Below are 26468 nucleotides of genomic sequence, written 5' to 3'. Positions count from 1 at the left end.
GAAAGGGTGAACGCCATGAAAGTGCAATTACTAGAATGCGTGATCGAAGAGAAGGTGGCGGTTGTTTCGTTAAACCGCCCTCCGTATAATCCGTTAAACTGGCAGCTGTTCGAGGAATTAGGCTATGTCATGGACCGCCTGGAGCAAAACAGCGATGTGCGTGCGGTCGTTCTGACGGGCAAAGGAGACCGGGCGTTTGCCGCAGGCGCCGATGTCCGCGACATGGTTGATTTAACGAGCATCGAAATATTGGAGAAGAACGAACAATGCCGGGCGGTGCTTGAGAAAATGGAGCGGCTCTCAAAACCGATAATTGCCGCGGTCAATGGGGTGGCTTTAGGCGGAGGCAGCGAACTGATTCTCGCCTGCGACTTGCGGGTTTGCTCGGAGACGGCGAAGTTCGGCTTCCCTGAGATAAATTTAGGCATCATTCCCGGCGCTGGAGGCACGCAGCGATTTCAGCGGCTCGTCGGCCAAACAGCGGCGAAGGAACTATTGTATTTTGGGGAAATGATCACGGCAGAAAGAGCGTATGAGATCGGTTTAGTGAACAAGGTCGTGCCGCAGGATGAGCTGTTGGACCTTGCGAAGGCATGGGGGCGGACGCTGGCAGAGAAGCCGGTGATGGCGGTCAGAATGATGAAAAAAGCGGTCAACACAGGAGCGCAGGTCGACTTGAACTCCGCGCTGGATGTGGAGATGGCTTGCTTTGGGAATGCGTTTGCCACGCAGGACCGGATGGAAGGCATGCAGTCGTTCATTGAAAAGAGAAAACCTAATTTTAGCGGAGTGTAAGGGGGAAGCAGGATGGGGAAAGAAGAAATCGTTTTAATCGACGGCGCACGGACCGCCTTCACAGAATTCGGAGGGTCGTTCCGCGATGTCTCTGCGATTGAGCTTGGGGCAGCGAGCGCCAAAGAAGCCATGGTTCGGTCAAAGGTTGATCCCGAGGAAGTCGATCAAGTGGTCATGGGGAATGTCATTCAGTCGAGCTCCGACGCCATCTTCGTCGGGCGCCACGTCGGGCTGAAGTCCGGCGTGCCAAAGAGTGTGCCGGGCCTGACGGTCAACCGCTTATGCGGCTCCGGTTTGCAGGCGATTGTTTCGGCCGCTCAATCCATTCTCGTCGGGGACTCGCAGGTCGCGATTGCTGGCGGGACGGAGAATATGAGCCAGATTCCGCATGTAATCCGGGGCGCCCGCTGGGGAATTCCGCTCGGCCAGGCACCGATGGCCGATTATTTATGGGAAGCGCTGTATGATCCGTACGGAGATTGCACGATGGCGATGACAGCGGAAAATATTGCGGAAAAATATGAAATATCAAGAGAGATGGCGGATGAATATGCAGTCAGAAGTCACGAAAAGGCACTGGCGGCAATCGAAAGCGGGGCGTTTGCGGAAGAAATTGTTCCTGTTGCTGTGAAGACGAGGAAGGATGAGATCATGGTAGATAAGGATGAACATCCGCGTGAGACGGATGTTCAGAAGCTGTGTAAGCTTCCTGCCCGTTTTAAGGAAAACGGGGTCGTGACTGCCGCGAACGCCAGCGGCATTAATGACGGGGCCGCGGCGGTGATTCTTGCTTCTTCGTCCTACGCTGAAAAGAGAGAGCTGAAGCCGCTTGCTCGGCTTGTATCCTGGGGCATTACTGGTGTGGAACCGGAATTGATGGGCATCGGTCCCGTGTCCGCGATCCGGCAGGCGCTGGAAAAAGCGGATATGCGCATTCAGGACTTAGATTTAATTGAAATCAATGAGGCGTTCGCCGCCCAGTATCTTGGCTGTCAGAAGCTGTTGGACTTTGATCCGGAGATCGGGAATGTAAACGGCGGAGCGGTGGCGCTCGGCCATCCGTTAGGAGCCAGCGGAGCAAGGATCTCTCTTTCTCTTATTTATGAGCTGCGCCGCCGCGGAAAGAAGTATGGGGCCTCCTCGCTCTGCATCGGGGGTGGACAGGGAATCGCGGCGATTTGGGAGCTTCTATGATCAGGAGGGAAAGGCAGGGGATGAAGATGGCTAAACAGACAAACGATCCACGTACTGTGAAGGATTTGTTAGAAGCCGCTGTGCGCATTCATCCGGAAAAAGAAGTGATCTGTGACGGCCGCAGGCGCCTCACTTATCAAGAGCTGTTCAAAGAAGCAGCTCTTCTCGGGCGAGGCCTTCAGAAGCTGGGGATTCAAAAAGAGGATCGCGTCGCTGTCTGCCTGCCGAACTGGCATGAATGCATCGTTGCACTATTTGCGATTTCCCGAATTGGCGCCATCCTCGTGCCGTTAAACACGAGCTACCGCACCGAGGAAATCGAGTATATATTAAGAAATTCCGGTGCCAAAGCGGCCTTTTTGGCGAAGGAGTTTCAAGGCATTGATCATCTTCAGCAATTTACAGAGGTGCAGAAGCGTCTTTGCTCCCTGACATCTTTAATTGCCGTCCGCTTTGAAGCATCTGGCTTGGAGAGCTACAGGAAGCTGCTAAACGAAGAAGAAATCTTCGAGGCTGATGGTCCGTCCCTTTCTGCTTCGGAAGACCTTGCCGTGATTCTGTACACATCCGGCACAACGGGCAAGCCGAAGGGAGTCATGCTGACGCATCAAAACCTCGTGTCGATTGCGCAGGCAGCAGCGAAAAAGATGCAATGCACGGAAAGGGATGTGTTTTTAATTCCTGTGCCGCTTTTTCACGTGATGGGCATGATGTTCGTGCTGCGTACCGTTGTGTCCTGTGCCCGTCTCGTGTTAATGGAGACGTTCAAGGCAGAACAGGCGCTGTCACTGATTCAGGAGGAGAAAGTTACCGTGCATCCGGGCGTGCCAACGATGTTTATTTTAGAGCTGAACCATCCTGCTTTTTCTTCCTTCGACCTGTCCTCCTTGCGAACAGGAGAGATGGCTGCTGCTCCGTGTCCAGTGGAAGTTGTCCGGCGGATCCGGTCAGAGATGGGCTGCGACATTCTTGTGGCTTACGGTCTGACAGAAACCTCCGCGAACGTCACGATGACCGACTTTGCCGATAAAGACGAAATCAGAGCAGAAACCGTCGGAAGGGCCTTGCCGGGTGTGGAATTGAAGACGGTCGACAGCAGCAGAAAGGAAACAGCGGTCGGAGAAGTCGGGGAGCTTGCCTGCCGCAGTATAGGGCTCGCCAAGGGCTACTACCAGATGCCTGAGCAGACAGCCGAGGCCTTTGATCAGGACGGCTGGTTTTATACCGGAGACATGGCTGCCATTGATGAAGAAGGGTATGTACGGATTGTTGGACGGAAGAAGGAAATGATTATCCGGGGCGGCTACAATATTTATCCACGCGAAATTGAGGAAGTGTTTTACACTCATCCAAGCGTCTTAGAAGCGGCTGTCATCGGGCTGCCGGATACCGTGCTGGGAGAGATCTCCTGTGCGGTGATTCGTCTGCGTGAGGGGAGAGAGAGAAGCGAAGATGAGCTGAAGGACTTCGCCGGGAGGCATCTCGCTTACTACAAAGTGCCGGATAAAATTTTCTTTAAAAAAGATCTGCCGATGACGGCTTCAGGTAAAATAATTAAAACCGCCCTGAAAAAGGAGATGGAGCAAGTATTAAGTGCCGAATTAAGATAATCATGTACAGGATAATCAGCAGATAAGGAGAGCTGATTATCCTTTTTATTTTGTGGCTTTGTAGTTTCAGAGCATAAGCCCGGTTATAACAAGGGCAATGATCACAATAGCAGCAGAAGTGGATGTCTTTATTATTTCATAGTGCGTGGTTCCTTCCGGATAATGGTTGGAAGCATTGCCGCAACAATTTCCACTCCTCTCATCCGGGTTCATATATTACTTCCCCTATAGTGTTACCAGTCTCACTGTCTTCGGTCTGTTCTTCTTGTCTCCCTTCATAAACCTTTCCTTCCCAAACACCAAAAGGATATGCCCAAGGTCATGCTTGAACAGAGAAAGACATCATGAATATAAGTACTAGTAATAACTAGATGATCCTTTTCATACGTGTCTTCATGGTTAAGCCTTTACTTTAGCATAACGGAAAATTCCCTAACTATTCCATGAATCTAATAACCTTACAAAAACAGCTTCATAAGAAAAGAGAACCCGTTTCTTGGGTTCTCTCAGACTGTAGGCAATCAATAAAAGATAAGAGGTGACGGCGATGCTTTCGACACACACTTCGTTCAGTGAGACCAGCTTTGTATCTCCCTGCACCGATCCGTTTGTAGGTGAATATGTCCCTATATTTCGATGTCGCTCGCTAAGTTCGCTCTTCGATTTTTAATGCCGCTGAATACGCTGAAGATCAAGATAAGAACAGCAATGCCCATAATGACGCCTGAAATCGGGCGGGTAAAGAAAATCCAGAATCCGTTTTGCGAGATCGAAAGCGATTGTAAAAGGGAGGATTCGATTTGTGAGCCTAAAACAAAGGTTAATAAGGCTGCGGCAATGGGAATATCCAGCTTCTTCATTAAATAGCCGATCACTCCGCATATAATCATCAGTGTCACATCCCATAAGCTGTTTCTGACGCTGTACGTACCAAGCAGCGTAATGATTAAAATGAGCGGAAACATGATTTTGTAAGGAACCAAGGCGATTCTTGCCCACATTCCGGCCAGCGGCATATTCATGATCAAAAGGATGACATTTCCGATAAACATGCTGGCAATGACCCCCCAGACAAAATCAGGGTTGCTTGTAAATAGGGCAGGGCCGGGTGTCAGTCCGTGCATGATAAAGGCGCCTAAAATAATCGCCATGACCGGGGAGCTTGGCAGGCCCAGCGTGAACAGCGGGATAAGCGCCGCACCGCTGTGAGCGTTGTTGGCCGTTTCAGGTCCAGCGACGCCTTCAATGGCTCCATTTCCGAAGCGGGAAGGATCCTTCGCTATTTTCTTCTCCGTTGTATAAGAAACAATCGAGGCGATGACAGAGTTCGCTCCCGGGATTAATCCTAGTGTCATGCCAATCCCTGTGCCTCTGCCGATCGATGTCATCGTTGGGCGCCACTCGCCTTGCTCGGGGAGCATGCGCGAAATTTTCTCCGGCTTATCGAGCTTCATGGAGCGTTCCGCGTTCAGCAAAATTTCCGATACGGCGAATAGTCCCATGGCGGCGACGGTGAAATCAACCCCGTCCAAGAGCTCTAACTGACCGTACGTAAAACGGATAACGCCGCTGACCGGATCCATGCCGATCATAGCGATGAATAGCCCGATCACCGCGGCAATCAGTCCCCTGATAAGCGACTTGCCCATTAAGGCCACGAGCATCAGCAAGGCGAGCATCATCATCGCAAAAAATTCAGGCGGACCGAATCGCAAGGCAAAGGAGGAAAGAGCGGGACCGATAAAGGTTAAACCTAATACGGCGACAATCCCGCCGATAAAGGAACCGATGGCTGCCACACCAAGGGCGGTGCCGGCTCTTCCTTGCTTCGCTAATTGATAGCCGTCAATGCATGTAATCAAGGAGGCTGCTTCACCCGGCACGTTCAAAAGAACGGAAGTGATGGTGCCTCCATACATGGCTCCGTAATAAATCCCCGCCAGCATAATAATAGCGGATACCGGCTCCATTCCATAGGTGATCGGAATTAAAAGAGCGGTACCGGCAACGGGTCCGAGACCGGGAAGGACACCGATAAACATCCCGACGGTGACTCCTGCTAAACAAAAGAGCAGATTCCACCAAGTGAAGGCGGTTTCGAACCCTTGGAGTAGTGAGATAACAGAATCCATGTACAATCCCCCCTAACTAAAGTAAAATGCCGTGCAAAGGCAGCGGAACGCCTAGCAAGCTATCGAACAGCCAAAAAAGGAAGATAGATGTAGCTGCAGAGATCACTAGGCTCGTATACCACTTGTAGCCTTTGAAGAACATAAAGAATAAAAAGACGATGCTTGCCGGGATAAACCCGGATAAATAGAAGAGAATCACGAATCCGAATAGGCCAGCTAGAATATACACGATGTTTTTCGCTGCTGCTTTATTCGGCCATTTCTCTTCACTTTTGTTTTTCTGTGTGTAGGATTCGATGATATATAAAATAGAAAGGACAAACAAAAGTCCGCTGATCCAGACAGGGAAGAAGCCGGGTCCGGGTCCGACATCGCTTGAGTATGCATACTCGAAGGATTGGATAAAGATGAGAAGGGAAAGCATAAATAAAACAATTCCTGCCCAAACGCCTCCATTCATTTTTGTCATGACACAGCACCTTCTTTCGTGATTAATAGATTTGTAGAAGGAAAGGGAAGAGAGGGCTGTCTTCCCTTTCCGCTTAAAGCTTATTGAATTAAGCCGGACTTCCTTAGCATATCGCCATCAATCTTATAGTTTTTGTTGAAGTCTTCCTGGAATTCCTCTGACCCTCCGTAATACACTTCCATGCCCATCTTTTCGATCTGATCGGTAACAGCCGGATCCTCTATTGCTTTCTTAAAAGCTTCTTCCAATGTGCTTAAGACGTGAGCTGAAAGGCCTTTCGGTGCGACGACCCCGATCAGCTTGTTTTCTTCAATATTGACGCCTTTTTCGACTAAAGTCGGCGCGTCTACTCCTTCTACCTGTCTGCCGGAAGAGGTAAAGATCGGACGAATCTTGCCGGATTCCCACGGACCTTTCGCATCTGCCAGCGTAGCGACGGCTCCTTGAACGTGTCCACCGAGTAAAGCGGTCATGGCAGGAGCAAACCCTTCATACGGAACGATGTTCATGTTGATGTCTGCTTCATCATTAATCGATTCCAGCAGGCTTTTTGCACCGGCAACTGTTGAAACAGAGAACTTGCCGGGATTCTTCTTCACGTATTCGTACCATTCATCGTAATTTTTATAAGGGGCATCAGCTGATACCCACATAATGCCGTGTGCTTGAGCCGCTCTCATAATTGGCTGGAAGCTGTCGTAGCTGTACGGTGTGTCTCCGTAATGAGGGGCGGTGGTCACCGTGGAGGACGGAATGAATCCGAGCGTGTAGCCATCCGGATTTGCTTTTGCGACCTCTGCGACTCCCATCGTGTTTTTTCCGCCCGGTTTATTGACGACTACGACGGTCGCCTCATTCGGCAAGTACTTAGGAAGAACCTTTTCAAACGTCCGCGCCACCGTATCGTATGAACCGCCAGCAGGAGTAGGGACAACCAGCTGAATAGGTTTAGCCGGATAGTCAGAGGCTTGTCCATTTTCAGCTGCGTTGCCGCTGGCCGGCTGGTTGGCTTGAGAGCAGCCGCCGATGATGAAAGCAAAGATGAGCATTGAAAATACAATTATTTTTTTCATGGAATATCCCCTTTTTATAGAAGTGTCTCCGTTCTGCTTGTTGTGAGAGTGAGAGAACTTGAAAGCGATTCCATTTTTGTTAATGTCCATTGAACCTGTCTGCTATTGAATTTGTCCTGTTTTCCTCAGCATCTCGCCATCGAGTTCAAAGTTCTTGTTTAAGTCTTCCTGGAATTGTTCCGGATTTCCGTAATAGGTATCCAAGCCAAGCTTCTCCAGCTGCTCAGTCACCTCTGGATCTTCGAGTGCCTGTTTGAAAGCGTCATGAAGGATCGTCAGCTGTTCTTCCGGCAATCCTTTTGGCGCGACAAGGCCCATGAGCTGATTCACCTCGATATTGATCCCTTTCTCTTTTAGAAGAGGAACGTCCCCTGTTTTTCTGCCGGAGTAGCTGATGAGCGGCCTGATTTCTCCTGATTCGATCGGTCCTTTCGCATCGACGTTGGAGCCGATCGCTGCTTGAACATGTCCGCCCAGCAGTGCGGTCATCGTTGGAGCGCTTCCATCAAAGGAGACTTTCTTTAATTTTACGCCTGCTTCTTCATTGATCCGGTCGATAATGTGCTGAGAGCCGCTTCCGGCACCAATGGTGACTTCATCGGGGTGCTGCTTGACGTAGGCCAGCCATTCTTCGAAGGTTTGCCACGGTGCGTCTGCTTTCACGTAGATAAATCCTGGCAAGTCCAGCACGCGTATAATGGTCTGAAAGCTGTCGTACGTGTACGGAGTGTTCCCGTAATGAGGCTGGATGGTTAATGTAAACGATGGAGCAAATCCAAGCGTGTAGCCATCCGGTTCGGCTTGGGATACTTCGGCAATGCCCATCGTATTGCCGCCGCCGGGTTTATTGACTACCACCACATTCGCTTTGTTCGGCAAATACTTGGTCACCGCATTCGCTAATGCCCGGGCGACCGTATCATTGCTGCCGCCGGCTGGCGTTGGCACAATCAGCTGAATAGGCTCTTTCGGATACTCGCTGCCTTCATTGGCGGAGCCGACTGATGAGCTGGTCTGGGAACAGCCGCTGACAATCATACATGCAATAAGCAGGGATAGCATCACAATTTTTTTCATATAAACTCCCTTTCTCTCCTGTATAGTTATTTGCACATGTTTCACCCGATTGTTTTGTATTTTCTCGCCCCCTTGTATGTATATAGTGGAAAAGGTACATCTGCCTATATATAAGCAAATAGTGTGCCAGCAGCAAAAGACCATGATATTCCTGATTTCTTTCATTTAAGGGGAGAGAGCGTTTCATTTTGAAACAAAAAAGCATGTCTTTTGTTTCATTTTTTGCACCATCGAAACAAAGGACCTGCTTATTAAAGGTAAAAAGGCAAATAAAAAAGAGAGGATGGAGGCCTCCCATTGAACATGAAGCTAACATTGAAGTTTTTTCAGCTTTCTCCAAAGAGTCGTACGGCTAATCCCCAGCATTTCTGCTGCTTTTTCTCTATTTCCGTTCGTTTTCATGAGTACCTGCTGGATGAGGTCTTTCTCTGAAGAAAAGACTTTTTCCACTTTTTCCTGCTCTAACGAACTGGCATTCATCGTGTACAAAGCTGTATGCAGCATGTCGTAAATCGGTTTTCTTGTTAGTACTTCGTTTTCACATAAGACAAGGAAGCGTTCGGCTACGTTCTCAAGCTCACGCACATTTCCAGGCCAATGGTAGGAGTTTAATAGCTCCATTTCATGCTTGCCAAGCAGATCTCTCAGCTTCGGCTTATGACGAATGAAGTGATGAAACAGCTTTGTAATATCTCCGTAGCGTTTCCGGAGCGGAGGGATGGAAAGCTGGAGGACACTGATCCTGAAATACAAATCCTCTCGAAACGTTCCTTCTTTGATACAGTCGATTAAGCTTTTATTCGAAGCGGCGATGATTCGTACATCGACTGGAATAATCTGATCTCCGCCGACCCGGACGACTTCTTTCTCCTGCAGGACGCGAAGAAGCCTGGACTGCAGATGCAAAGGCAGCTCACTGATTTCATCGAGGAAAATGGTTCCATTATGAGCTAATTCAAACAGGCCGGCTTTTCCGCCTTTTTTTGCTCCGGTGAAGGAACCTTCCTCATAGCCGAAAAGCTCACTGTCAATCAGGCTTTCTGGAAGAGCGGCACAGTTGACCGCAACGAACGGCTGCCGGTTGCGGTAGCTCGCCTGGTGAATGCTCTGGGCAAACAATTCTTTCCCCGTTCCAGACTCCCCGTGGATAAGAATAGAGGAATTGGCCCGGCTGAACTTTTTGGCCTGGTGAATGGTTTCTTTCATCGCGTCGCTGGAGCCGATAATGTCATTAAAGCTGTAGGTCGCGACCATTGGTTTTTGGGTAATGTTTTTGCGGATTTTTCGTTCTTTTTCCTGCAAGTTGACGATGTCATCGAAGGCGATCAGGTGGCCTAAGTGTTCGCCTTGAGCGTGAAGCGGGATGATGTCGGCCATCAGCTTTTTATTTTTGTGCTCGAAAATAACATTGAATTGGGGTTCTCTTAGCTGGGAAATCGGCTGCTTCTTCGTGATGCTTGGGACGACTTCTTCCAGCTTTTTATCATGGACTTGCTTGCTGTCAATACCTAGAAGGCGCTCAGATACGTGGTTGGCGATGTTGATGTTGGAGTGAGGATCCACTGTGATAATGCCGTTTCTGTTAATGGAAATCATTGTATTAAACAAGGTGATGGTTTCTAATTCGTTGCGGTATACTTGCATCACATTCAGTGCATCGCGAATAGCCTCCGCTACAGCCCGGTGCGTGTAATAGAAGATGCCATTCATCCCTAATTTCTTCGCTGCTTCGCACACCCAGCTTCCGCCGATAATATTTTTAACGCCATTGTTGCGAAGATGTTCCAATATATTAAAGGCTTCCTGGATATCATTAAATTGGATTTGTTTGATTTGAACATTGAGGAGATGGGAGATGTCAGACAGCTCTTTAATATCTTCTCCGAAATTCATGATCACTACTTCATCGTCATCTATACTTTGAATGATCTTCAATAAATCAAACCCGTTGATCTTCACAGGAATGACTAAGTTCTTCAGCATATTTTTGAGTGAAATCGCGCTTCGATCCCCGCTGACGACAATGGTAGATGAGTCAAAGTAGGATTCTAGCTCTTTGATCGAGTCAGAAGAGCTGAGAAACTTTAACGGCAGTTCTGTAATCTCGTACTTTACCCAAGATGGAAGGTCGATTAATACCTCCCGCGCTAATTTGGAGAAAGGGGGATAGCCGACAATCGCAATTTTATGCTGCATCATTTCGCCTCCTTTTTATTAGTTAAATAATATGGAATTTTCTTAAGAATCAGAAACTTATCGTTTATTATGAAATATAACTGAAAAATTGTCAAAGAGATTTGAAGCAATATGGAGTATTTCGTTGAATAAAAGAAAAAATACCAGAAAAAGATAAACCGCCCTCTTTCACATGTTTCAATATTTTCACTGTAGCGCCCATTTGAAACAAAATGAAACAGGTTAACGTTTCATTTTGTAACAACAAAGAAACGCTGCGTGCAAAAAGCGTTGATTTAAGCGTATTTTGCTGTTGGCACAGAGCTTGCTTATTACTAAGCGAATTCACTCAGCATATATGTTTTTGAATGTGTATGAAGTGACAGACAAACAGGTAAAGGGGGAAGCATGTTGACAAAGGTAAGCAGCAATTCGAGCCTAAAAGGCGGGGGCTTTATCGCAAACAACGAGGTTAACTTGGAGAACGTCCTCATTCCAGAGGAATTTACAGATGAACAGAAAATGATGATCAAAACAACCGTTGATTTCGTTGAAAAAGAAATCGCCTCTTTAGGGGAGGAAGGACAGAAGTTAAACTACAAGCTGTCCAAAGAAGTGGTGAAGAAGGCGGGGGACGTGGGGCTGCTTGGCGTGTGCCTTCCTGAAGAATACGGGGGGCTGGGCCTAGACGGGATTCGCTTTGCGCTTATTAAAGAAGCGCTAAACCTCGGCCATTCTTCCATGACAGCGACTATTGGCGGCCAGATGGGCATAGGGATGCTGCCGATTATTTTCTTCGGCACACCAGAGCAGAGACAGAAATATTTACCGAGACTGCAGGACGGCACGATCACAACGGCCTTCGCCCTGACGGAGCCGCAATCTGGCACTGACGCTTCCAGTATTAAGGCAACGGCCGAGCTGTCGGAGGATGGCAAGCACTACATTTTAAATGGAAGCAAAGTGTTTATTACGAATGCCGGATTTGCTGATATTTTCGTCGTGTTTGCGAAGGTAAATGGCACAGATTTCACCGCCTTCATCGTAGAGAGGGAGTCAGAAGGGCTAAGCATTGGGCCGGAAGAAAAGAAAATGGGGCTGAAGGCGTCCTCCACATGCTCTATGACGTTTGATAATGTCCACGTGCCTGTAGAGAATGTGTTAGGCAAAATTGGGGAAGGCCATAAGTTTGCTTTCAATACACTGAACTTCGGCCGGCTTTCCGTTGGAGCGGGCTGCCTCGGCAACAGCAAGCATGCGCTGGAGTGCTCCGCTAAATACGCGAATGAACGGGTGCAATTCGGCCAGCCGATTTCTTCTTTTCCGCTGATCGGAAAGAAGCTGGCCGATATCAATATACAAACCTATGTGCTTGAAAGCATGGTGTACCGAACGGCAGGCATGTTCAATGAAAAACTGCAGGAAATTGATTTCAATGATCCGAACCTGGAGGAGAACTCTAGAAGGCTGATCGGCGAGTATATGATCGAATGTGCGATCAATAAAGTGTTTGGCTCGGAAACGCTCGATTTCGCAGCGGATGAAGGCCTGCAAATCCACGGCGGTTACGGCTACATGCAGGAGTACGAAATTGAAAGCATTTACAGAGATGCCCGCATTAAGAGGATTTTCGAAGGAACAAATGAAATGAACCGCATGTTTATCACTAAAATGATCGCGAAAAAGCTGCGAAAAGGCCAGCTTCCAGAGCTTCAAGAGGCGATGGAGAAAGGCGAGGAGGAGCTTCGGAGCCTGATGAGTGTCCATGCAGGCAATCGAGCGCTCGATCAGGAAGAACGGTTACTATCTATCGCGAAAAAAGTGTATCACCTCGCGCTCGCGCAGGCGCTAAAGACATACGGGCATACACTCGAGCAGGAACAGGAAGTGTTAAGTGATTTAGCAGATGTGACGATCCAGGTATACGCGATGGAAAGCGCCTTGCTTCGCACAAGGAAGCTAGTCGATCGAAAAGGGGAACAGGCAGCAGCGAACGCGGTCAATATGACGGTTGCTTTTATTCATGAAGCGTTCGATCAAGTGATTCATTTCGCTAAACACACGATGTATGCCGCGTGCAGCGGAGAGGGGTTAAGCCGCCAGCTGGATCTCTTGCAGGAAGCGTCACGCAAGCCGCCTGTAAATCCAGTTGTGTTAAAACGAAGCATAGCCGAGAAAGTGATTCAAGCGGAGAAGTTTGTTGTTTAAATTGAATGATTTAAAGGGGGAAGAAGAGGATGAGCCGATTAGAAGGAAAGGTAGCGATTGTGACAGGAGCTGGTAAAGGAATTGGTGCAGCAACGGCTAAGCGTTTAGCGAAGGACGGCGCAAAGGTGGCTGTCGTTGATTTAACGGAAGAAGCTGGCATGGAGACTGTACAGGCCATTCGGGAAGCAGGCGGGGAAGCGCTGGCGGTAGCGTGTAACGTATCGAAGGCGGATGAAGTGGAACAGGCGGTTGACCAAATTGTGTCTCATTTTGGCCGGATCGACATTCTTGTCAATAATGCCGGAGTCACGAGAGATAATCTTCTTTTCAAAATGTCAGAAGAGGATTGGGATCTTGTCATGAATGTGCATTTAAAGGGAAGCTTCTTGTTCAGTAAAGCCGCTCAGAAGTATATGGTCGAGCAAAAGTCAGGAAAAATTGTCAACACGACCAGTTTAGGAGCTTCCGGAAAGCGGGGGCAGGCAAACTATTCAACAGCGAAAGCCGGCCTGCAAGCCTTTACGAAAACGCTCGCTATCGAGCTTGGACCATTCAATATTAATGTGAATTGTGTAGGGCCGGGCTTCATTGCAACGGATATGACAAGAGAGACAGCCGAGCGGCAGGGGCTGGATTTTGAAGAAATTAAAAAAGGAGCCAGCAAGACGATCCCGCTGCGAAGGGTCGGCGAACCGGAAGACGTGGCGAACGTGGTGTCCTTTTTAGTTAGTGATGATGCCAGCTATGTAACCGGAGAGATTCTCTATGTCGGCGGCGGCGCTCGCTAAAAGTGAAAAATAATAGATTCATAGAAAGGCAGGGAGAAATCGAATGACGGTCATTGATCGCACGGTGATTGGCAGTAAAAGTGAAACGCTGGAATTTGAAGTGGAAAAAGGGGCGATCCGCGCCTTTGCCCATGCGCTCGGTTCAGATAATCCGATTTACTTTGACGAGGACTATGCTAAGCAGCAAGGGTACGCAAGCTTGGTGGCACCACCAACCTTTCCGTCTACCTTTAGAGTCCCTAAGCCGGGCATTAACGTCGAGTTAAGCCGCACGCTTCATGGAGCACAAGAGTTCATCTATGAACGGCCAATTGTAGCCGGGGATACGCTGCGGTGTACGAACTACCTTGCAGATATTTTTGAGAAGGAAGGAAAAAGCGGAACGATGACGTTCTTTATTTTGGAGACACGCGGCGAGGATCTGTCTGGAAACTTAGTGTACCGTTCAAAGACGACTATTATTTATCGGTAATAAAGGAGGAAGGCAAATGATTAAAGAGTGGAGCGGACTGGAAGTGGATCAGGAGCTGAAACTGGTGACGCCGCCGATTGAGAAGCTGCAGCTAGTGAAATATGCGGGTGCCTCAGGAGACTTCAACATGATTCATACGGATGAGGAAACAGCGAAAAAGGTCGGTTTGCCAGGCATCATTGCTCACGGCATGATCAGTATGGGCGTTCTCGGAGACTTTGCCCAAAAACTAGCCGGCCATCAAGGATTCGTCAGCCGCCTGCAGGTGAAGTTTACCGGCATGGTTCAGCTTCATGAATCGCTTACGTGCCGGGCGAAAGTCGTGAAGAAAGATGAGGAGGCACGGCAAGTAGACTTGCAGATTTCCGCAGAAGTAGCGCCAGGAAAGTACGCCACAAAGGGAGAGGCAACCATTCAATACTAGGCATAACGGATAAGGAATGATTAAGTACGTTTGGAAGGGCGTGAAGGGGATGAAGTCAGAACGGATAGCAGCTATTGTAGGAGCAGCTGAATCAGAGCTTGGCCACCTGCCTGGGAGGAATGTGCTTCAGCTGCAGGCGCAGGCAGCCAAGCGGGCACTGGATGACGCAGGATTTACAAAAGACGATGTAGATGCATTATTTACGACAGCCAGCTGGGGGCATTTTCCACAGCTCATGCTCGGTGAATATTTGGGGATTACCCCTAAGTATACGGGCGGGACAAATATTGGCGGATCCTCTTTTGAATCGCATGTGGCCCATGCGCTCGTGGGAATACAGGCCGGTTTGTTTGATGTGGCGCTGATCACGTATGGAAGCACAAACCGAACGAGCGGCAACCGGCCATCTGCGGCTGGGTTAACGCTGAGTTATGAGGAGCCGTTCGGGATTCCGTCTCCCGTTGGACACTATGCGATGGCCGCTCAGCGGCATATGTACGAGTACGGAACGACCTCTGAGCAATTAGCTGAAATCGCCGTGGCTACAAGGAAGTGGGCAGCCTTGAACGAAAAAGCCTTCAAAAGAGAGCCGGTGACCATTGAGGATGTTTTAAACTCGCCGATGATCGCCGAGCCGCTGCACCTGTTAGACTGCTGCTTAATTACAGATGGCGGGGGAGCGCTCGTCGTTGCATCAGCTGAAGCTGCGGCAAGAGCGAAGAAAAGGCCGGTTTGGATACTGGGGCATGCGGAAACGCAAACACATAACACGGTTACACATATGCCGGATTTAACCGTTACAGGCGCAAAGGATACAGGCCGGCGCGCGATGGAGATGGCCGGCATCACGCATGACGAAATTGATGTGGTTCAAGTGTATGATTCATTCACGATTACGGTCCTTTTAACGCTCGAGTCTTTAGGTTTCTGCAAGCCCGGCGAAGGCGGAGACTTTGTCAGCGGGCAGCGAACAGCTCCGGGGGGCGAGTTTCCATTAAACACGAGCGGCGGCGGATTGTCTTATTGTCACCCTGGAATGTTCGGAATATTCTTGCTTATTGAAGCAGTTCGTCAGCTTCGCGGGGAGTGCGGAGAGCGGCAAGTCAAGGACGCCAAGATTTCACTCGTAAATGGAACGGGAGGCACACTCTCCTCCACATCCACGGTTATTTTAGGGAGGGATTAACATGCAAGGCCAAATACCAAAACCGCTGATCGACAGCGATTCACAGCCCTTTTGGGAAGGGGTGAGGGAAGGCAAGCTCCTGCTTCAAAAATGCGGGGATTGCGAGCGGTATATCTTTTACCCGCGGATCATTTGTCCTCATTGCTTTTCGGAGCATATGACGTGGGAGGAGACGAGCGGGAAAGGAAAAATCCACAGCTATACGGTGATTCATAAAGCCCCGCCTGCCTTTAAGGGAGAGGTGCCTTATGTCGTTGGCGTCATTGATCTGGATGAAGGAGTAAGAATGTTGAGCCGCATTATCGGCGACCGGAATGACCTATCGATTGATCAGCCGGTATCTGTCGTGTACGAAAAAATAGATGACGACCTGACCTTGCCGTATTTCAAGGTCACGGGGGCATGATTGAACAGAAGCGGACATCTATATAGGAATCAATGAAAGGGGGACATGTGAGATGGTTACTTCATGTTATGGATTGTCGGTAGCACAGCTGCTCGAAAAAGCGAATCAGTCCTGTCCTGAGAAGGAAGTGATCTACGACGGGGATCGGCGAATCACCTACAGCGCCCTACATAGAGAAGCGTTAGAAGTAGCGATAGGGCTGCATCGGCTTGGCGTTCGAAAAGGGGACCGCGTAGCCGTTTCTTTGCCCGCCTGGTATGAGTTTATTGTAGCTGTTTTTGCTATCGCTAAGGTTGGCGGGATACTAGTGCCCTTTAATACGAGATATCGTGAGGAGGAGGCCGAGCACATTTTACGGGACTCTGGAGCGAAGGTTGTGCTCTTTACGAAAGAATATGACGGGGTGAATCATTTTGAACAGTTTCAATCGATTCAGAAGAGAGTAGAGAGCCTGCAATATTTGATTACGGTTCGCTTTTATCACAGCGGGTTGATCAGCTACGACGAACTGAGGGAAGCAGGAGTCAATCAAGCGCTTCCTGAAGTGGCGATCGATGTGGAGGAGGATGTCTTTTCCATTATTTATACGTCGGGAACAACGGGCAAGCCGAAGGGGGCGATGTTAACCCACCACAACTTAGTCTCCAGCATGATCAACAGCTGTATCGGCATTAATATTCAAACAGACGATGTGTTCCTGCATGCGAGCCCGTTCTTTCATGTCATGGGCTTAGCCGGTATTTTAAGGCTGGTCGGCAGTGAAACGAAAGCTGTCATATTGGAGAAATATCAGGTGGAAAAGGCTCTTCAGCTCATTGAGCAGGAGAAGGTTACGATCCACTCAGGCGTGCCGACCATTTTTATTCTAGAGCTGAATCATCCGAATTTCTCTTCCTATGACCTGTCCTCCCTGCGTGTCTCCATCATGGCTGGAGCGCCTTGCCCGGTGGAAGTCATTCGCCGGATTAAAGAGGAAATGGGCTGTCCCGTCCTAGTCAGCTTCGGCATGACAGAAACGTCTCCCATCTTAACGATGACCTCCTTTGAGGATGACGAGATCATCCAGGCTGAGACGGTGGGGCGGGCGCTTGCGGGGGTGGAGTTGAAAGTCGTCGATGAGAACCGAAAGGAAGTAAGGGAGAACGAAGTCGGAGAGATCGCCTGCCGTACGGAAGGATTGATGAAAGGGTATTACAACCTTCCGGAAAAGACGAGAGAGGTCATCGATGAAGACCGCTGGTTTTACACAGGAGACCTAGGCACGATTGATGGCGACGGCTACGTCAGAATCATCGGCCGCAAGAAAGACCTCGTGATCCGAGGTGGCTACAATATTTACCCAAGTGAAATTGAAGAAGTGTTTTATACGCATCCTTCCGTAAATGAAGCAGCGATTATCGGCCTGCCGGATACGGTGCTCGGAGAGGTTTCCTGTGCCGCTATTACATTAAAGGAACACGCCGATGCTACCGTGGAGGAGCTGGAGCAATTCATTAAACAGCAGGTCGCGGATTACAAAGCGCCGGATCATATTGTCATTGTGGAGGAGCTGCCGAAAACACCATCGGGCAAGATTATGAAGTTTGTCTTGAAGGATTCAATTGTCAAAGAGAAGGCTGTCGTACTTAGATAAGGAAAGGAAGGGATACGTATGGATCAAGTTGTTGAGCAGTTTCGAAAGCTGTCCATCGCAGCCGTGTCAGATGCACTCGACCGCTTAGGGATTCACGGCACCTGTTTAGGCATTTCCCCGATGAATTACGGCTACAAGATGGTTGGCCGTGCTTACACGGTGAAATACTTGCCGGTTGCCGAGGATAAAGGCTCTGTGGGGGATTACATTGACGAAGTGCCGCCTGGCAGCGTCGTTGTTTTGGATAACGAGGGCCGCCTCGACTGTACAGTGTGGGGAGACATTCTGACATCGGTGGCTCATATGAAAGGGATTTCCGGAACGCTGATTGACGGCGTGTGCCGGGATATTTCATGCAGCCTGGAATTAAAGTACCCAATTTTCAGCAAAGGAGCTTATATGCGCACAGGAAAAGACCGGGTGGATGCGGTCGCCTACAACGTGCCTGTTTCCATCGGGGATGTTCAAGTAAGGCCGGGGGATATCATTTTTGGCTCCGATGATGGCGCACTTGTCATTCACAAGGAGAGAGAGGCGGAGATTTTAAAGGTGGCCCAATTGATCGAAGAAAAGGAAGAAGGCATTCGGAAAGCCGTTATGCAAGGTGTGCCGCTAAAGGAAGCGCGTGAAAAGTACGGGTATCATCAGCTGCAGACAAGACAAGTTTAATAGATAAGGAGCATACGTGTATGAATCATATTGTTGTTCACATTGACCGTCCAGCTAAAGAGGTAATTGCCCGTGCTTCAAGCTTTTCTTCTGCTACGCTGCATGAGGCGGCGGGAAAAAAAGGCGCCCTGCCCTCAGGGATCAAGCCCATTGAGGCAAACATGAAGATTTGCGGCCCGGCGGTTACGGTTCATTCCCCGCCGTGGGATAACCTTATGCTGCATGAAGCGATATTAGCCGCACAGCCAGGCGATATCCTTGTTATTGATGTATCCAGCGAGTACGAAGCGGGCTATTGGGGAGACATTATGACGAAAGCCGCGCAGGCGAGGGGGATACAGGGGCTCGTCATTGACGGCTGTGTAAGAGACGGCCGGGAGATCATCGGCATGAAGTTCCCTGTCTTTTCCCGCGGACTGTGCATTCAAGGAACCGGAAAAGCTGGCGGAGGCTTGATTAATCACCCGATTCGAATGGGAGAGACCATGATTTTGCCAGGGGATCTTATCGTCGGTGACAGTGATGGGATGGTTGTTCTCCCAAAGGGAGAGGTGACAGAGATCGTCAGCAAGGCGCAAAAGCGCGAGGAGGATGAGAAAGAGATTACAAGACAAATTGCCGAAGGAAAATCGACAATGGAGATTTATGGGTGGCGCTCTTCTTTTCATACGCAGGGATAAGCGATAAACGTTGCACGAAATGAAACATTGAAACGAAAGAAACATGAAACGTTTCATAACGAAACAAGCGCAGGCAAAGCAGCTTAAAAAAGCCGGTCAATCCGCGCTTTTTCAGCTGGCACGCTTATTGCTTATTAGTCTAATAACCGATACTACAGGAAGGAGGAGACACATGCAGCCATTGTCAGGAGTAAGAGTCATTGACATTTCTCACGTGCTTGCTGGTCCATATTGCACCATGATCATGGGGGATATGGGAGCGGAGGTCATTAAAGTCGAACAGTATCCTGATGGCGATATGATCCGTGATACAGGCCCATTTATTAACGGTGTCAGCTATAGCTTTACGATGATCAACCGCAATAAAAAAGGAATTAAAGTGAATTTACGAACAGAGGAAGGCCGTGAAATTCTGTACCGGCTGGTGAAGACAGCCGATGTATTCGTCGAAAATTTCCGCCCCGATATTGTGAAGAAGCTTGGAATTGACTATGACACACTGAAGGAGCTAAACCCCGACCTGATCTATTGCTCGATTTCAGGATACGGCCAAACAGGCCCTCTGAGAAATAAAGGCGGGCTCGATATTATGGCACAGGGCATGTCAGGGATTATGAGCATGACCGGCGAGCAAGGCGGCCGGCCCGTGAAGGTAGGGATTCCGATTCACGATATTGGTGCTGGGTTAACAGCTTTATATCACATTCTTTTTGCTCATATACACAAAATGCGGACAGGGGAAGGCCAATACATTGATGTATCACTTGTTGAATCCGCTTTAGTATGGACAGTTTGGGAAGCAGCCGGCTACTTCGGAAACGGAGAGGTCCCCGTCCCGAGCGGCACAAGGCACAGAAGAATGGCGCCTTACCAAAGCTATAAGACAAAAACAGGCTACATTTTGTTAGGCGTTGTCAGTCAAAGGCTGTGGGAGAAATTCTGCAGAGAGGTGGTAGATAAGGAGGAGTGGCTTCATGATCCGCGGTTCGCGACAGTCAGTGACCGCCTTGAGCATGTCGATCAGCTGGAAGAAGCGATTGAAGAAGTCTTCGGGCAGGAGTCATCAGAGTTTTGGCTCGAAAAGCTGGAGAGTGTGGGAATCCCGTCAGGACCGATTTATACGTACGATGAAGTCATGAATCATGAACAAGTACTAGGGCGGGATATGGTAATTGACTATGAACATCCTGTCGCTGGCCCGATGAAGACGCTGGGGTTTCCGGCAAAAATGTCAAAGTCGCCTGCACAGTTTTATTCACCGGCTCCGCAATTAGGAGAACACTCAGAAGCGGTTTTGAGGCAGCTGGATTACAGTGAGGAGGAGATCCAGCAATTTAAAAAAGAGTCTATCATTTAAACAGGGGGACGGTTATGGATCGAAAAGGAGGAGCTCGTGTTGATCAAGGACTATTTGTTCGTAGAAAAGAAAAACCAGATTGCTACACTTTATATTAATCGCCCTGAGAAAAGAAACGCCTTCAATTATGAAATGTGGACGAAGCTCCCGGATCTATTAAAGGATTTAGAACAAGACCCGGAGGTGAAAGTCCTTATCATTCGAGGAGACGCCGATAGCGCGATCTTTGCGGCCGGGGCAGACATTAATGAGTTCACCACGCTGCGTTCAACAGCGACAGGAGAACAGTTATACAACCAGGCGGTGACAGCCGCTGAATCTGCTCTTCTTCACTTCCCAAAGCCGACAATTGCGATGATTCAAGGTTATTGCATTGGCGGAGGGTGCATCATTGCACTGGCCTGCGACTTGCGGTTCAGCTCAGAAAGCGGAAAGTTCGCCATCACGCCAGCTAAAATCGGCCTGATCTATTCCTTTTCAGGTACGAAGAACTTAGTAGATTTAGTGGGACCGGCGAGGGCGAAAGACTTGCTGTTTTCGGGCAGGGAAATTAGCGTCTATGAAGCCTACAGTTATGGATTAGTGGAACGCATTTTAACAGACGAGGAAGTGGAAGAGAAAACCTATGAATATGCGGAAACATTGACAAAGCTGGCGCAAAAGTCCATCAAGGGCGCTAAGAGGATCATCAATGAGATTAAAGGCGGAATGACGCAGGAATCGGAACAAATTCAGGAGCTGACGGTTACTTCCTATGCATCTTCTGATTACCAGGAAGGGGTCAAGGCCTTTTTGGATAAAAGAGCTCCGAATTTCAAAGAAGTGTAACCGCTTTCCAGTAAACTATAGTTGAAAATAGATAAATAGAAGGGAGCAAATCACAGTGATTATCGATATTCACGGACACACGCTTGCACCGCCGGAGGTTTATCAGTTCCAAGGAAGGATGGTAGGGAGCCGGGGGAATCCGTTCGCGGGTTTCCCGAAAATCAGCGATGAATCCATTCATAAACAGCTGAAGAAGCATGTCGGTCTCCTGCAAAGTGTCGGGACGGATCTGCAGTTCATTTCACCAAGACCATATTTAGCGATGCATTCCCTCCAGCCGAGCGGCATGGTTCATAAATGGACGGAATTTGTCAACAACATCATCGCCCGCCAGGTGGAGCTCGAGCCGGATTATTTTCGCGGTGTCGCTGGCCTGCCGCAGTCGCCGGGAGAAGACATTCGTGAATGCTTGCCTGAATTGAAACGGTGTATGGAGGAGTTGGGGTTTGTCGGTGTGCAGGTGAATCCGGACCCGATGGAAGGAGGACATCCAACGCCGCCAGGGCTAGGCGACGAATACTGGTATCCATTATACGAAGCGCTCGTTGAATTGGATGTTCCGATGCTTGTCCACTCTGCCGCCTGCTGTTCTCCGCGGGAGTCCTATACGCTTCACTTTATCAATGAAGAAAGCATTGCGATTATGTCCCTGCTTGATTCGAACGTATTTGAAGATTTTCCAGACTTAAAAGTAGTCGTTTCTCATACGGGGGGAGCGATCCCGTTCCAAATGGGCCGGTTCCGGGCATGGCGGCTGCGGGCAGGGAAGGAAAACTTCGATACGGCTCTGAAAAAGCTTTATTTCGATACATGCAACTATTCAAAAGAAGCGCTGGAGCTGGCCTTTAAGGTGATTGGTCCGGATAACCTCCTTTTCGGTACAGAGCTGCCAGGAACCGGATCCGTCCCGAATCCAGAAACCGGCTATGATTTCGATAACTTGAAGCCGGTCATTGACAGCATAGACTTCTTAACAGAAGAGGATCGTTACAAGGTCTATGAAGGAAACGCAAAAAGATTATACAGCAGGCTGAATGTGACAGCTGCGCAAACAAAATAGTGGAGGTCATGTAAATGGCGAAAATAGTACTTGGAATGGCTGTCTCTCACAGTCCTCAATTAAGCACACCCGCTGATATTTGGGCGATGCATGCAGAGCGTGACAAAACCAATCCGGATATCGACTTTGAAGGCTTATCCAGCCGAGCGCCAGATTGGATTCATGAGCATTTGAACCGTGACGTGTGGGAGCAAAAGTATGAAGCTTGTGAACAAAGCATCCGAAAGCTGAGCGACACGCTGGGCCGTGTGTCTCCTGACATTTTAGTCGTCATTGGCGATGATCAAAAAGAGCTGTTCTTATACGATAATATGCCTGCTTTCTCTGTTTTCTGGGGCAAGGAAATTTATGATCTTCCTCATGACGTAGAGAAGCTACCGCCGTCAATCCGTCCTGCCTATTGGGCAAGGCATGGGGTAGAGCCGGAAGCTTATAAAACGGATGAAGAACTGGGCCGCCATATTATTGAGACACTCATAGATAACGAGTTTGATGTGTCTTCCTTTACCCAGCAGCCGGAGGGCCGTTCAATCGGGCACGCGCATACGTTTGTGCGCCGGCGTCTGCTGCAAAGTAAGCCGATGATCAAGATGGTGCCGGTCACGGTGAATACGTTTTTCCCGCCGAATGTCCCGTCTCCGAAGAGGTGCTATGAATTTGGCCGCGTATTAAAGGAGGCCATCGAATCATGGGAAAGCGATCAGACTGTTGCGATTATCGCCTCCGGAGGGATGACTCATTTTGTCATTGACGAAGAGTTTGACCGCAGTTTTCTGAAAAATCTTGAAAATAAAGACAAAGAAGCTCTCATCTCCATTCCGAAAGAAAGGTTCGTTTCCGGCACGTCGGAGCTGCTCGCATGGATAGCGGCAGCGGGAGCGTTAGAAAGCTTGGATATGAAGCTTGTCAACTATATACCTACTTATCGTTCAACAGCCATGACCGGCTGTGGAATGGGTTTTGCTTATTGGGATTAGTATTCCCTTATACCCTTTAAATAAACAATACTCTGTCAATTATTCTGTAAGAAAAACAAGGAGGTCTTTCGTATGTTATCCAAAGAAAAAAATGATTTGTTAACAAAGGTGACGGGCGATGCTCCAATGGCGAGGTATATGAAACAGTTTTGGGTGCCGGCTGTGCGTGCCGCCAGAGTGAAGGCGAACGGTACACCGATCCGTGTACAGCTGTTCGGAGAAAACTATGTTGTTTTTAGAGGAGCGGATGGGAAGGTCGCTGTTCTTGATGAGAAATGTCCGCATCGCCGGGCCTCCCTTAGCCTAGGGCGCAACGAGGACAATGCCTTAACTTGTTTATATCATGGCTGGAAATTCGATGTGAATGGCAATTGTATCGATGCACCGACAGAGCCGCCGGAAAAAGTGGAGTCCTTTTGCAGAAAGGTGCCCGTTAAATATTATCCGAGCCGGGAAGCGGGCGGGATTATTTGGACGTGGCTAGGAGAAGGACTGCCGACTCAATTTCCCGATTTTGAATTCAACCGCTTGCCTGAGGAGCATTTATTAATCCGCATTGCGGAAATTAACTGCAACTGGCTGCAAGTATTAGAGGGAACACTCGATTCTGCTCACGTATCCATGCTGCACCAGTCATGGGTGGAGAAGGTAGGGGCCACTGTTTCTAAAACGAAGCATGACTTGGCGCCGAGATATGTGGTCGACAGCCAGCCGTACGGCTACCGGGCCGGCGCGCTGAGAAACATGCCGGATGGCTCGAAGTACGTCCGGATTTCGGAGTTTGTCCAGCCTTGGTATTCCTTCATCCCGAAAGCACCGGAGGAGAATCACGTCGGTTCATTTGTGATTCCGGTTGATGACAACAAGTGCGTACAGTGGTTTGTTTTTTATAATCACGAAAGACCGCTCACGTTCGAGGATGTAGCAGTTACAGAAAGACAATTTGGCATTGACCCGAACAAGTCGCCGGATAATTTTTATGAAGGCAACTGGGAGCAGGACCGCTCGAAGCTGGATGACCATTTCACCGGCATGTACGGCGTATTAGTTGAAGACTATGTCATCGCGGAAAGCATGGGAGAGATCTCTGACCGGACGCAGGAATATCTCGGATCAAGCGATCAGTTTATTACGAAGGTCCGCTTCTTCCTTCTCCGCGCATTAAAGGATATGGAGGAAGGAAAGATGCCGCTCGGGCTTGATCAGGAGATCGATTATGCCAGCATACGCTCAACGAATGGGAATTTGCCAGCGGATGCCGACTGGCGGACCGTGCCAAAGTACTGAAATGGGGTGAGAATGTGGCGCAGAGAGAGGTTATCGAGATACCGGGCGTCTCCCATGGGAAAGCACCGATCCCCATGGGAGCAAAAATCGGATCTATTATTTATTCTTCAGCCATTATGGGCAAAGATTCAGCCACCGACGAGCTGCCAGCAGAGCCGGAGCAGCAAATCATGTGTCTCTATCAAAATATTCAATCCTTTATGGAACACGCGGGCGGCTCCACGGACCATATTATCCGCATGTCCGTTTATTTAAAGGATAACCAATACCGCAAGCCTTTTAATGACGAATGGTTAAAAATGTTCCCTGATGAACACGACCGTCCGGCAAGACATATCAGCATCGTAGAAGAGCTTCGAAAGGGCATGGTAGCTCAGGTGGAGCTCGTTGCTGTATTAGATTAGAAGAACAATGGAATAGGAGGAAGAATAGTGACCAAAGATTCTTTCGTTCACCGTTTATCAAAATTGGATTCTAGTGCTATTTCGGATGCACTGGATTCGTTAGGGATGAATGGTGTTGTGACTCGTCTGCAGGCTGTTTCTGTCCTGAAAAAAATTTGCGGCAGAGTGGTGACTATGAAGCTGGTGCCGCAAGGAAACAATCCTCGGCCGTCGAATCGTCACCTCGGCACTGCTGCTGTCGAGGCCGCCTCTGAAGGGGATATTATCGTGGTGGAACACGGCCGAACTGATGTAGCTGGCTGGGGTGGAAACCTCTCCATCGCTGCTCAGCAAAGAGGGGTGAACGGTGTCCTTATTGATGGGGCTTGCCGCGATGCCGATGAAATGAGAAGTATTGGTTTCCCCGTCTATGCCCGCAATGTCGTACCGACCACCGCCAGAGGAAGGATTGTTGAGGAATCCTTTAATCAGCCGATTAGAATCGATCAAGTGGACGTAGCACCAGGAGACCTTGTGTTAGCCGACGGAAGCGGCATCGTCTTTATTCCTGCTGATCAAGCGGAGAAGGTTCTTCAGGCAGCAGAAAAAATTACTGAAAAGGAAGCACTCATGGCAAAAGCGATTATAGCTGGCGAGCCAGTAAGCAAAGTAATGGGGAAAAGCTACGAAACGATGCTTCAAGGAAACATAAACTCATGAATAGATCCTCAAGACGATCCAGCTACCCGTAAGCTGCTGAAATAGGAAAGCAATCGTTCAAACAGTATGATTGCTTTCCTTATCCTGCAATCATTGCACTACACACTGGCTAAGAGCACTACAATGACAGAGGTGGTAAATATGGCTCCTAATAAAGGAAGAACTCAGCAGGTGAACGTTTCTCAAGTTATCGAAGAACGAACGAGCAGGCGTTTTGCGGTCAACTTGATTGTTTTGACCTTTCTGCTCATGATTTTTGAAGGATTTGATGTGTCCAGCCTTTCTTATGTCGCTCCTGTATTGATCGAACAGTGGAATCTTTCTACAAGTTCTTTCGGAATTGTCTTTGGAGCCAGCACATTTGGTCTCATGCTTGGCGGCTTTTTGTTTGGCTATCTTGGAGATAGACTCGGTAGAAAAAACGCGCTGCTGCTAAGCATTGCCACCATCTCCCTCTTTTCACTTCTTACGGTCTTCGCTAATACAATCATGAGCTTGGTGTTTCTTCGTTTCTTAGTAGGACTTGGCCTCGGGGGGACAGTTCCGTTAAGCATTGTGCTCGTGAACGAATATGCACCGAAAAAAGCAAAAGGCAGATGGGTGTCCATTATGTTTATGGGCTTTCCTCTGGGCATGTCGATTGGCGGTGTGCTAAGCGCCTGGCTCTTGACCCACTTTAACTGGCATTCGGTCTTTCTTGCAGGCGGCATTGGACCGCTGTTGTTAATGACGGTGCTTTACTTTAAGCTGCCAGAGTCGCTCTCTTTCCTAGTTGGGGTAACAACAGCGTAGCTGTCATTACCCGCAATAAACAGTAAATATATGTAAAATTGAGAAATGGCTTAAAGTTTTAACTTTAAGCCAT

At 48.9% G+C, this 26468-nt stretch carries 25 protein-coding genes; 20 read left to right on the top strand and 5 right to left on the bottom strand.

What is annotated here, in order from left to right:
- The first annotated feature begins 15 nt into the window (after positions 1 to 15).
- Genes QY97_RS12415 through QY97_RS12405 form a run of 3 tightly spaced genes read left to right on the top strand, consistent with a single transcriptional unit; the run spans position 16 to position 3599 of the window.
- A complete protein-coding gene (locus QY97_RS12415; RefSeq protein WP_039233964.1) occupies positions 16 to 795 on the top strand; it encodes an enoyl-CoA hydratase/isomerase family protein in 780 nt (259 codons plus the stop codon).
- A 12-nt stretch (positions 796 to 807) separates the two neighbouring features.
- Entirely contained in the window at positions 808 to 1989 is a 1182-nt protein-coding gene (locus tag QY97_RS12410) for an acetyl-CoA C-acetyltransferase (RefSeq protein ID WP_039233962.1), read from the top strand.
- A 20-nt stretch (positions 1990 to 2009) separates the two neighbouring features.
- Positions 2010 to 3599, top strand: a complete 1590-nt coding sequence (locus QY97_RS12405) for a class I adenylate-forming enzyme family protein (protein WP_232506293.1) — start codon at positions 2010 to 2012, stop codon at positions 3597 to 3599.
- Positions 3600 to 4225: 626 nt separating this feature from the next.
- On the opposite strand, the gene QY97_RS12400 is transcribed toward QY97_RS12405, so the two are convergent.
- The 5 genes from QY97_RS12400 to QY97_RS12380 form a co-directional block, all read right to left on the bottom strand.
- Positions 4226 to 5731, bottom strand: a complete 1506-nt coding sequence (locus QY97_RS12400) for a tripartite tricarboxylate transporter permease (protein ID WP_039233959.1) — start codon at positions 5729 to 5731, stop codon at positions 4226 to 4228.
- A 16-nt stretch (positions 5732 to 5747) separates the two neighbouring features.
- Positions 5748 to 6200: a tripartite tricarboxylate transporter TctB family protein gene (locus tag QY97_RS12395; protein ID WP_039233956.1), complete on the bottom strand. Its 453-nt coding sequence runs from the start codon at positions 6198 to 6200 to the stop codon at positions 5748 to 5750.
- Between the two features lie 80 nt (positions 6201 to 6280).
- Positions 6281 to 7273 (bottom strand): Bug family tripartite tricarboxylate transporter substrate binding protein, encoded by a 993-nt coding sequence (locus tag QY97_RS12390; protein WP_039233953.1) that lies wholly within the window; start codon positions 7271 to 7273, stop codon positions 6281 to 6283.
- A 102-nt stretch (positions 7274 to 7375) separates the two neighbouring features.
- Complete coding sequence (locus tag QY97_RS12385; RefSeq protein ID WP_039233950.1) at positions 7376 to 8350, bottom strand: tripartite tricarboxylate transporter substrate binding protein; 975 nt, start codon at positions 8348 to 8350, stop codon at positions 7376 to 7378.
- 309 nt (positions 8351 to 8659) lie between these two features.
- Complete coding sequence (locus tag QY97_RS12380) at positions 8660 to 10546, bottom strand: sigma 54-interacting transcriptional regulator (RefSeq protein WP_052728971.1); 1887 nt, start codon at positions 10544 to 10546, stop codon at positions 8660 to 8662.
- Between the two features lie 390 nt (positions 10547 to 10936).
- Here QY97_RS12380 and QY97_RS12375 point away from each other — a divergent pair, with 390 nt between their 5' ends.
- The 17 genes from QY97_RS12375 (at position 10937) to QY97_RS12295 (ending at position 26395) form a co-directional block, all read left to right on the top strand.
- On the top strand, positions 10937 to 12733 hold the full coding sequence (locus QY97_RS12375; RefSeq protein ID WP_232506292.1) for an acyl-CoA dehydrogenase family protein: 1797 nt from the start codon (positions 10937 to 10939) through the stop codon (positions 12731 to 12733).
- Between the two features lie 29 nt (positions 12734 to 12762).
- On the top strand, positions 12763 to 13521 hold the full coding sequence (locus QY97_RS12370; RefSeq protein ID WP_039233946.1) for an SDR family NAD(P)-dependent oxidoreductase: 759 nt from the start codon (positions 12763 to 12765) through the stop codon (positions 13519 to 13521).
- 43 nt (positions 13522 to 13564) lie between these two features.
- A complete protein-coding gene (locus tag QY97_RS12365) occupies positions 13565 to 13993 on the top strand; it encodes a MaoC family dehydratase N-terminal domain-containing protein (protein ID WP_039233945.1) in 429 nt (142 codons plus the stop codon).
- 16 nt (positions 13994 to 14009) lie between these two features.
- Entirely contained in the window at positions 14010 to 14417 is a 408-nt protein-coding gene (locus tag QY97_RS12360; RefSeq protein WP_039233942.1) for a MaoC/PaaZ C-terminal domain-containing protein, read from the top strand.
- 16 nt (positions 14418 to 14433) lie between these two features.
- The gene (locus QY97_RS12355) at positions 14434 to 15603 is read left to right on the top strand and encodes an acetyl-CoA acetyltransferase (protein ID WP_232506291.1); all 1170 of its coding nucleotides are present in this window, start codon (positions 14434 to 14436) and stop codon (positions 15601 to 15603) included.
- A gap of 1 nt (position 15604) precedes the next feature.
- The gene (locus QY97_RS12350; protein WP_039233940.1) at positions 15605 to 16009 is read left to right on the top strand and encodes a Zn-ribbon domain-containing OB-fold protein; all 405 of its coding nucleotides are present in this window, start codon (positions 15605 to 15607) and stop codon (positions 16007 to 16009) included.
- Positions 16010 to 16061: 52 nt separating this feature from the next.
- Positions 16062 to 17642: a class I adenylate-forming enzyme family protein gene (locus QY97_RS12345; RefSeq protein ID WP_039233936.1), complete on the top strand. Its 1581-nt coding sequence runs from the start codon at positions 16062 to 16064 to the stop codon at positions 17640 to 17642.
- An 18-nt stretch (positions 17643 to 17660) separates the two neighbouring features.
- Positions 17661 to 18311, top strand: a complete 651-nt coding sequence (locus tag QY97_RS12340) for an RraA family protein (RefSeq protein WP_039233934.1) — start codon at positions 17661 to 17663, stop codon at positions 18309 to 18311.
- A gap of 20 nt (positions 18312 to 18331) precedes the next feature.
- Complete coding sequence (locus QY97_RS12335) at positions 18332 to 18991, top strand: 4-carboxy-4-hydroxy-2-oxoadipate aldolase/oxaloacetate decarboxylase (protein ID WP_039233930.1); 660 nt, start codon at positions 18332 to 18334, stop codon at positions 18989 to 18991.
- Positions 18992 to 19163: 172 nt separating this feature from the next.
- A complete protein-coding gene (locus QY97_RS12330) occupies positions 19164 to 20348 on the top strand; it encodes a CaiB/BaiF CoA transferase family protein (protein WP_039233924.1) in 1185 nt (394 codons plus the stop codon).
- Positions 20349 to 20387: 39 nt separating this feature from the next.
- Positions 20388 to 21176 (top strand): enoyl-CoA hydratase-related protein, encoded by a 789-nt coding sequence (locus tag QY97_RS12325; protein ID WP_232506289.1) that lies wholly within the window; start codon positions 20388 to 20390, stop codon positions 21174 to 21176.
- Between the two features lie 55 nt (positions 21177 to 21231).
- Positions 21232 to 22236, top strand: coding sequence for an amidohydrolase family protein (locus QY97_RS12320; RefSeq protein WP_039233922.1), 1005 nt, complete (start codon positions 21232 to 21234; stop codon positions 22234 to 22236).
- A 14-nt stretch (positions 22237 to 22250) separates the two neighbouring features.
- On the top strand, positions 22251 to 23213 hold the full coding sequence (locus QY97_RS12315; protein ID WP_039233918.1) for a DODA-type extradiol aromatic ring-opening family dioxygenase: 963 nt from the start codon (positions 22251 to 22253) through the stop codon (positions 23211 to 23213).
- 72 nt (positions 23214 to 23285) lie between these two features.
- Positions 23286 to 24500, top strand: a complete 1215-nt coding sequence (locus QY97_RS12310; protein ID WP_039233914.1) for a Rieske 2Fe-2S domain-containing protein — start codon at positions 23286 to 23288, stop codon at positions 24498 to 24500.
- A 14-nt stretch (positions 24501 to 24514) separates the two neighbouring features.
- Positions 24515 to 24904 carry a RidA family protein gene (locus QY97_RS12305; RefSeq protein ID WP_039233911.1) on the top strand — a complete coding sequence of 130 codons (390 nt, stop codon included), beginning with the start codon at positions 24515 to 24517 and terminating at the stop codon, positions 24902 to 24904.
- Positions 24905 to 24931: 27 nt separating this feature from the next.
- Entirely contained in the window at positions 24932 to 25603 is a 672-nt protein-coding gene (locus QY97_RS12300) for an RraA family protein (protein WP_198402938.1), read from the top strand.
- A gap of 66 nt (positions 25604 to 25669) precedes the next feature.
- The gene (locus QY97_RS12295; RefSeq protein WP_083965865.1) at positions 25670 to 26395 is read left to right on the top strand and encodes an MFS transporter; all 726 of its coding nucleotides are present in this window, start codon (positions 25670 to 25672) and stop codon (positions 26393 to 26395) included.
- Positions 26396 to 26468: the final 73 nt, after the last annotated feature.

It is taken from the genome of Bacillus thermotolerans, assembly GCF_000812025.2.
GTDB classification, from domain to species: Bacteria; Bacillota; Bacilli; order Bacillales; family Domibacillaceae; genus Quasibacillus; species Quasibacillus thermotolerans.
Note: the sequence above shows the minus strand (reverse complement) of the source record. Positions and strands in the feature narration are given on the sequence as shown.